The organism is Neisseria sp. N95_16, from assembly GCF_002551535.2.
Taxonomy (GTDB): Bacteria; Pseudomonadota; Gammaproteobacteria; order Burkholderiales; family Neisseriaceae; genus Neisseria; species Neisseria brasiliensis.
On the sequence record NZ_PDBT02000128.1, the window covers coordinates 1 to 2666 of the forward strand.

Sequence of the window (2666 nt, forward strand, 5' to 3'; positions counted from 1 at the left end):
CTGTTGTGCTTTTCGGTAACAGTAGGTTCCGTTGACGGAATGCCGTCTGATTTCCCGACTGACGGTGGCGGGATGACAACCGATGTTCTGTGCGATTTGGTTTAGGGGTAGGTTGCGGTAATGTCTGGAAATGTAGTATCTTTGGTGTGAGGTCAGTTGTGTGTAGGCCATATTGCAATCTTTCTTGTCAGGAAAGGCAGTATACCACCGCATACTGGCCTTTTCTGTTATTGGAAATTGCACTTGTTAGGCGAATGTAAGTGTGGCAGTTCCTGCACCAAAAGAAAATGAAGTACAAATCCAAATCCACGCCATTGGTTTAAACCGTGCCGAAATGATGTACCGAGAAGGGGCGTATGTGATTGACCCTGTATTCCCTGCGATTTTGGGCTACGAAGGGGCAGGCGTGGTAACAGCGATTGGCAATGGCGTGAGCGAATTTGCCATTGGCGATAAGGTCAGCATTATTCCGTCTTTTATGTTTACTGAATACGGCACTTATGGCGAGATTGTTAATATGCCCAAACACGCAGTCGTCAAGCACCCTGACACGCTGACAATGGAACAAGCGTCCGCCAGTTGGATGGCGTTTGTTACCGCTTATGGCGGACTGATTGAGTTTGGCAAAATACAAAAAGGCGATGTGGTGCTGCTGGGCGGTGCAACCAGTTCGGTTGGTTTAGCCAGTATCCAAATCGCCAAAATGCAAGGGGCAACCGTGATTGCCTTATCTCGCACCCACGCCAAAGGCGATGTGCTTTTGGAAAAAGGAGCGGATTTTGTGATTGTCACAAGCGAAGACGATGTAACCGCCCAACTTCTTAAAATCACAAATGGCAAAGGCGTGAATGTGGTGTTTGACCCTGTGGGCGGGCAAGGGGCATCGCACATTTTTCAGGGAATGGCACAAGACGGTCGCTACATCATTTACGGAGCATTAAGCCACGATGACATTGCCGTGCCTGTGTTCCCGATTTTGGGCAAACATTTGACGGTGCGGGGTTATGAACTCTTTGAAATCACCACCGTGCCTGAAAAACTCGCCAAAGCCAAACAATTTGTCTATGACGGCTTGGCAAGCGGTCAGTTACACCCAGAAATTGACAAAATCTTTGCCTTTGATGAAATGGTCAAAGCCCACGAATATATGGCAAGCAATCAATAGATTGGTAAGATTGTGGTTAAGGTTTGATTGTTTTTTAAATGAAATAAAATGCCGTTTGAAAATTTTCAGACGGCATTTTTGTTTTCAGGCTGCCTGAAAAATATTCCGCTACTCTTTTTCTTTAATACCTTGAATAATCTGACACTTATCAACAGTTTTATTTTCACAACCCACAAATTGCATTAAAAAAGTTTTAACTTGTTGTAGTTCTGTGATTTGTTCGTCCAAATATGCCAAATGTTGCTCGGCAAGTGCATCGATTTCATCGCATTGTTTGTTAGGCGTTTGTTGTAATTGCAACAGCGTTTTGATGTTACTTAAAGAAAAACCGATATTACGGCAAGTTTTAATAAAGCGTAATTGTTCTAACTGATTTTCATCAAACACACGATAGCCATTTTGTTGATGTGTAGGGGTGATTAAGCCTTGTTTTTCATAATAACGAATGGTTTCCAAATGTACGCCTGTTTGTTCACTGGCTTGTTTTATTTTAAAAAAATTTGACATTTTGGCTTGACCCTGTAATGACTACGGAGTTTATAGTATAGCAAATTTTATCTTAAAACAGGAGCAAAAAAATGGCGTGCCAAAATTCTTGCACTTCAAATCAGCCCATTCATCAATCGTCCAAGTACAAAAAAGCCTTGTGGATTGTCTTGATATTAAATTTATCAATGTTTTTTGTGGAAATTGTGATGGGGGTTAAATCGGGTTCAATTTCGCTGTTGTCGGACAGTTTGGATTTCTTGGGCGACAGTGCCAATTATTTGATAAGTTTGATTGTTTTGCCAATGGCGTTAAGTTACCGTGCCAAAGCATCTATGGTTAAGGGGCTAATGACGGGCGTTTTGGGCTTATTTATTTTAATTACAACCATTTATCGTGTGTTTTATGGGGAAATTCCTAGTCATAGCGAAATGAGTATTGTGGGATTTTTGGCGTTATTGGTGAATGTGTCAGCAGTGTTGATATTATTAAAATTCCGTGATGGCGACAGTAATGTCAGAAGTGTATGGGTATGTTCTCGCAATGATGCGATTGGTAATGTGGCGGTAATTTTGGCGGGTATGGCAGTTTATTTTTTTCAATCAAAATATCCTGATTTAATTGTGGCGTTTGTTTTGGCATTTTTGGCGTTACAAGCCAGCCAAGAAATCATCAAAAGGGCTTGGGCGGAATTAAAAGTCAGTTAATTTAAAACACCGTTTGGACTGATGTTCAAGCGGTGTTTTTGTTTTTAAAATGGGTAAAATAAACTTTTTAAGGCTCTTACATTCGCCTAACAAGTGCAATTTCCAATAACAGAAAAGGCCAGTATGCGGTAGTATACTGCCTTTCCTGACAAGAAAGATTGCAATATGGCCTACACACAACTGACCTCACACCAAAGATACTACATTTCCAGACATTACCGCAACCTACCCCTAAACCAAATCGCACAGAACATCGGTTGTCATCCCGCCACCGTCAGTCGGGAAATCAGACGGCATTCCGTCAACGG

General features: G+C 41.9%; 5 protein-coding genes. 3 read left to right on the forward strand and 2 right to left on the reverse strand.

Translation table 11 applies throughout. The features are described 5' to 3' along the window. On the reverse strand, window positions 1-213 hold a 213-nt coding region (locus CRG49_RS14155; protein WP_157807883.1), incomplete at its 3' end, for a helix-turn-helix domain-containing protein. A gap of 49 nt (window positions 214-262) precedes the next feature. On the opposite strand from CRG49_RS14155, the gene CRG49_RS12630 reads away from it, so the two are divergent. Continuing rightward, window positions 263-1165 carry a zinc-dependent alcohol dehydrogenase family protein gene (locus CRG49_RS12630; RefSeq protein WP_095503800.1) on the forward strand — a complete coding sequence of 301 codons (903 nt, stop codon included), beginning with the start codon at window positions 263-265 and terminating at the stop codon, window positions 1163-1165. Between the two features lie 108 nt (window positions 1166-1273). Here CRG49_RS12630 and CRG49_RS12635 read toward each other — a convergent pair whose 3' ends face one another. Continuing rightward, window positions 1274-1672: a Cd(II)/Pb(II)-responsive transcriptional regulator gene (locus CRG49_RS12635; RefSeq protein WP_095503799.1), complete on the reverse strand. Its 399-nt coding sequence runs from the start codon at window positions 1670-1672 to the stop codon at window positions 1274-1276. A 71-nt stretch (window positions 1673-1743) separates the two neighbouring features. On the opposite strand from CRG49_RS12635, the gene CRG49_RS12640 reads away from it, so the two are divergent. Beyond that, on the forward strand, window positions 1744-2358 hold the full coding sequence (locus CRG49_RS12640) for a cation transporter (RefSeq protein WP_095503798.1): 615 nt from the start codon (window positions 1744-1746) through the stop codon (window positions 2356-2358). Window positions 2359-2523: 165 nt separating this feature from the next. Then, on the forward strand, window positions 2524-2666 hold a 143-nt coding region (locus tag CRG49_RS14160; protein ID WP_157807900.1), incomplete at its 3' end, for a helix-turn-helix domain-containing protein.